The sequence below is a fragment of the Micromonospora sp. MH33 genome (assembly GCF_003013775.1).
In the GTDB taxonomy this organism is placed as follows: Bacteria; Actinomycetota; Actinomycetes; order Mycobacteriales; family Micromonosporaceae; genus Micromonospora; species Micromonospora fulviviridis.
Map to the genome: position 1 here is coordinate 1 of NZ_MUYZ01000396.1, position 4,967 is coordinate 4,967.

A 4,967-nucleotide genomic window follows, 5' to 3' on the forward strand; every position below is an offset into this window, starting at 1 on the left:
GCGCGCCGCGCCGCGCTGCGCGCCCTCGGCGGGGCGCGCCCGGGGAGCGGGCGGTGAGCGGCGGGCTGCTGGTCGCCGGGACCACCTCCGACGCCGGCAAGAGCGTGCTCACCGCCGGCATCTGCCGCTGGCTGCGCCGCCGGGGCGTGCGGGTCGCCCCGTTCAAGGCGCAGAACATGTCCAACAACTCGGCCGTCGTGGTCGGGCCGGACGGGCGCGGCGGCGAGATCGGCCGCGCCCAGGCCATGCAGGCCGCCGCCTGCGGGCTCGCCCCGGACCTGCGCTTCAACCCGGTCCTGCTCAAGCCGGGCAGCGACCACGCCAGCCAGGTGGTGCTGCTCGGCGAGGCGGTCGACACGGTCACCGCCGGCAACTACCGCGAGCTGCGTCCCCGGCTGGCCGGGACCGCGTACGCGGCGCTGGCCGAGCTGCGGGCCGAGTACGACGCGGTGATCTGCGAGGGCGCGGGCAGCCCGGCCGAGATCAACCTGCGGGCCGGCGACTACGTGAACATGGGGCTGGCCCGGCACACCGGCCTGCCCGCGATCGTGGTCGGCGACATCGACCGGGGCGGGGTGTTCGCCTCGATGTTCGGCACGGTCGCGCTGCTCGACCCGGCCGACCAGGCCCTCGTCGCCGGCTTCGTGATCAACAAGTTCCGGGGCGACCTGGGGCTGCTCCGGCCGGGGCTGGACATGCTGCACGGGGTCACCGGCCGTCCCACCCTCGGCGTGCTGCCCTGGGCGCTCGACCTCTGGTTGGACGCGGAGGACTCGCTCGCGTACGGGCGGGTGCTCGGCCGGCCGGCCGCGCCCCGGGGCACCGACTGGCTCGACGTGGCGGTGGTCCGGCTGCCCCGGATCAGCAACGCCACCGACGTCGAGGCGCTGGCCACCGAGCCCGGCGTCCGGGTCCGGCTGACCGTCGAGCCGGCCGAGCTGGCCGCCGCCGACCTGGTGGTGCTGCCCGGCTCCAAGTCGACCGTGGCCGACCTGGCCTGGCTGCGGGAGACCGGTCTGGCCGACGCCGTCCTGGCGCACGCCGCCGCCGGCAGGCCGCTGCTCGGCATCTGCGGCGGGTTCCAGATGCTGTCCCGGGCCATCCACGACCCGGTGGAGAGCCGTGCGGGCAGCGTGCCCGGCCTGGGGCTGCTCCCCGTCGAGATCACCTTCGACCCGCGCAAGACGGTCCGGCGCGCCGCCGGCACCGCCGCCGGGGACGTGCCGGTCCACGGCTACGAGATCCACCACGGCCAGGTGTCGGCCGCCGACCCGGGCCTGCCGCCGCTGCTCCGCTACGCCGACGGCACCGGCGAGGGGGCCCGGCTGGGCGCGGTGCAGGGCACCCACTGGCACGGCGCCTTCGAGTCCGACGCCTTCCGCCGCCGCTTCCTCACCGAGGTCGCCGAGCTGTCCGGGCGGACCGGGTTCAAGGTCGCCCCGGACACCGCGTTCGCCGCCGCCCGGGAGCGCACCCTCGACCTGCTCGGCGACCTGGTCGAGGAGCACCTCGACACCGACGCGCTGTGGCGGCTGATCGAGTCCGGCCCGCCGCCGGGCCTGCCGTTCATCCCACCCGGCGCCCCGACCGCCTGAGCGGTCCGGGGGTCCGAGCCGCTGAGCGGTCCGGGGGTCCGAGCCGCTGAGCGGTCCGGGGGACCGGGCCTCTGAGCCGGTCGGGCGCGCCGAGCCTCTGAGCCGGTCGGGCGCGCCGAGCCTCTGAGCCGGTCGGGCGCGCCGCCGCGTGCGGGGTCAGTAGCGGATGTCGGCGGGGCGGTCGGACATCGGCAGCCCCGCCTCCCGCCAGCCCTGCACGCCACCGATCATGTCGGTGGCTCGGCGCAGGCCGAGCGCCTGGAGTCCGGCGGCCGCCAGGCTGGAGCTGAAGCCCTCGCGGCACACCACCACGATCTGCCGGTCGTAGCTGGTCGACTCCGGGATGCGCCAGGCGCTGGCCGGGTCCAGCCGCCACTCCAGCACGGTCCGGTCGATGACGATCGCCCCGGGCAGTTCGCCCTGCTCGCGGCGCTGCGCCTCGGTGCGCGTGTCGACGAGCAGGGCACCGGCGCGGACCGCCTCGACGGTGTCGTGCGGGGTGAGCCGGTGGAGGCCGGCGCGGGCCTGTTCGAGGAGGGCGTCGACGCCCGGACTCATCACGTCATGGAGCACCTCCCGATGATGCCCACGGCGGCCCCGGCCCACCCGGCGAACGGCCTGCTGGTGCCGCAGGATCCAGCGGAAGAGGGACCGCTAGCGTCGGTCGGGTGACGGTGGCGGTGGTCGAGGCGTACGCCGGGTTGGCCCGGCGGGTGCTGGCCGGGCCGGCGCGGTTGGGGCGTACCCGACTGGTGGCGGTCGACGGGCCGAGCGGCGCGGGCAAGAGCGTCTTCGCGACGCGCCTCGCGGACGCCGTCGCGGCGCTGCCCGGCGGCGCCCGGCCGCCGGTGGTCCGCACCGACGACCTGCTCGACGGCTGGGACGACCAGTTCACCTTCTGGCCGCGCCTGGAGGAGTGGGTGCTCGGACCGGTCCGCGCGGGCCGGCCGGGGTCCTACCGCCGGTACAGCTGGGTACGCCGGCGGTTCCTGGACCGGCCGGTGCCGGTGCCGGCCGGGCCGGTGCTGATCGTGGAGGGTGTGAGCGCGGCGCGGGCGGCGATCCGGCCGGAGCTGACCCTGTCGGTCCTCGTCACGGCGCCCGCCGGGTTGCGGCTGTCCCGGGCGCTCGCCCGCGACGGCGCGGAGATCCTGCCTGAGCTGCGCCGCTGGCACGCCGGGGAGCGGGCGCACTTCGCCGCCGACGGCACCGGCGCCGCGGTGGACCTGGTGGTCGACGGCGCCCCCGACCTGCCCCACGACGCCGGCCGCTACTACGTCCGCCGGCACGAAGGGAAGGGCTCGGACGGCGGGGCCAGGTAAGGCCGGCATACGATTCCGGTCATGACCTCACCGATCATGTCCGAGTCCGAGGTGCGGGCCGCCGTCGAGCGGGAACTGCCCGGCGTCCGTGCCGACCTCGAGCGACTCGTCCGCATCCCGGGCATCGCCTTCGAGGGCTTCGACCACTCGCACGTCGAGCGTTCCGCCGAGGCGGTGGCGGAACTGCTGCGCGGCTGCGGCCTCGACACGAAGATCGTGCGCTCCGGCGGCCAGCCGGCCGTGATCGGGACGAAGCCGGCCCCGCCCGGCGCGCCCACCGTCCTCCTGTACGCCCACCACGACGTCCAGCCGGTCGGCGACCTGTCGCTCTGGGAGTCCGACCCGTTCGAACCGGTGGAGCGGGACGGCCGCCTCTACGGTCGCGGCGCCGCCGACGACAAGGCCGGCATCATGGCGCACATCGCGGCGCTGCGCGCGTACGGCGACCGGCTTCCGGTCGGCGTGGTCCTCTTCATCGAGGGCGAGGAGGAGTACGGCTCGGACTCGCTGGAGCAGCTGCTCGTCGCGCACCGTGAGGAACTCGCGTCGGACGTCATCGTCATCGCCGACTCGACCAACTGGGACGTCGGCGTGCCCGCGCTGACCACCTCGCTGCGCGGCATCGTCAACTGCTTCGTGGAGGTGCGCACCCTCGACCACGCCGTGCACAGCGGCATGTTCGGCGGCGCGGTGCCCGACGCGCTCACCACGCTGGTGAAGCTCCTCGCCACGCTGCACGACGATGCCGGTGACGTGGCCGTCGAGGGTCTGGTCGGCCGCGAGGGCGCCAGCGTCGACTACCCCGAGGACCGGTTCCGCGCCGAGGCCGGGCTGGTCTACGGCGCGCAGCTCTTCGGCACCGGCCGGATCACCGACCGGCTCTGGACCAAGCCGGCCCTGGCGATCCTCGGCGTGGACGCCCCGGCCACCGGGGAGGCGCCGAACGCGCTGGTCCCGGCCGCCAAGGCGAAGCTGAGCGTACGGCTGGCGCCGGGCGACGACCCGAAGAAGGCGTACGCGGCGCTCATCGCGCACCTGGAGAAGCACGCCCCGTGGGGCGCACAGGTGACGGTGACGTTCGAGCACGACGGCGCGCCCTGCGTCATCGACGCCACCGGGCCGATGTTCGAGGCGGCGCGGGCGGCGTTCCGGGGCGCCTGGGACGGCACCGACCCGGTCGACATCGGCGTGGGCGGCTCGATCCCGTTCATCGCCACCTTCCAGGAGATGTTCCCCGCCGCGGCGATCCTGGTGACCGGCGTGGAGGACCCGCACGCCCGGGCGCACGGGCCGAACGAGAGCCTGCACCTGGGCGAGTTCGCCCGCGTCTGCGTGGCCGAGGCGCTGCTGCTCGCGAAGGTCGCCGAGGCGGGCGCGAAGCTGCCCTGAGGCGTCGAAACCGTAACTTCGGGGCCGATGTCGGAGTTTGCGGTGTGTCGGGCGGCGGGGTGTTATAGCCTCTCGAACATGCGTACGAACGACGAGATGTCGCGGCTCCAGGCCGCCGTCAGTGCTCTGGGGGACGTCGATGTCTCCGCGTGGCCCGAGGACACGCTCAAGGAACAGCTCGGCGAGCTCTCCGCCGCCCTGGTCGCGCTCGACACGCTGCTCACCCGGGTCGCCGGCGAGGTGCGCGCCCGCGGGCTGCGGATCGAGGAGCCGGTCTCGGCCTGAGCGGGCCCGCGGCTTCCGGGGTCTTGGGGAGTTGACGTTCCTGGGGGGCGCCAACTTCCCAAGATCGCGCGGGAACCGCCCCGGTGTCGGGGGTGGCTGGCAGGATGAGGCACGTGCGGTTCCTTGAGCTGGCGGCCACGTCGGCGGCGGTGGGCGCCACCAGCGGCCGGCGGGCCAAGGTGGAGCTGCTGGCCGCCGCGCTGCGGTCGCTCGACCCCGACGAGGTGCCCGCCGGCGCCGGCTACCTGGCCGGCGAGTTGCGGCAGCGGCAGACCGGGGTGGGCTGGGCGAGCCTGCGTGACCTGCCCCCGCCGGCGGCCGAGCCGAGCCTGACCGTGGGCGGCGTCGACGCGGCGATCGAGGAGATCGCGGCGGT

At 75.5% G+C, this 4,967-nt stretch carries 3 protein-coding genes and 3 pseudogenes; 5 read left to right on the top strand and 1 reads right to left on the bottom strand.

From position 1 onward, the window contains the following. Window positions 1–53: 53 nt before the first annotated feature. Window positions 54–1,853 (top strand): annotated as a pseudogene (locus B0E53_RS33065) (cobyric acid synthase); the annotation flags it as partial. On the opposite strand, the gene B0E53_RS33070 reads toward B0E53_RS33065, so the two are convergent. Continuing rightward, window positions 1,752–2,153 (bottom strand): rhodanese-like domain-containing protein, encoded by a 402-nt coding sequence (locus B0E53_RS33070; RefSeq protein WP_107079544.1) that lies wholly within the window; start codon window positions 2,151–2,153, stop codon window positions 1,752–1,754. The pseudogene B0E53_RS33065 and the gene B0E53_RS33070 sit on opposite strands and share 102 nt — an antisense overlap. Here B0E53_RS33070 and B0E53_RS33075 point away from each other — a divergent pair. The 4 genes and pseudogenes from B0E53_RS33075 to B0E53_RS33090 all read left to right on the top strand — a co-directional run. After that, a pseudogene (locus tag B0E53_RS33075) lies at window positions 2,088–2,961 on the top strand (hypothetical protein); the annotation flags it as partial. The gene B0E53_RS33070 and the pseudogene B0E53_RS33075 overlap by 66 nt on opposite strands. After that, on the top strand, window positions 2,954–4,306 hold the full coding sequence (locus tag B0E53_RS33080; RefSeq protein WP_210406309.1) for a dipeptidase: 1,353 nt from the start codon (window positions 2,954–2,956) through the stop codon (window positions 4,304–4,306). The pseudogene B0E53_RS33075 and the gene B0E53_RS33080, both read left to right, overlap by 8 nt. Before the next feature lie 78 nt (window positions 4,307–4,384). Then, window positions 4,385–4,591, top strand: a complete 207-nt coding sequence (locus B0E53_RS33085) for a hypothetical protein (RefSeq protein ID WP_107079547.1) — start codon at window positions 4,385–4,387, stop codon at window positions 4,589–4,591. A 113-nt stretch (window positions 4,592–4,704) separates the two neighbouring features. Beyond that, window positions 4,705–4,967: pseudogene (locus B0E53_RS33090) on the top strand (ATP-dependent DNA ligase); the annotation flags it as partial.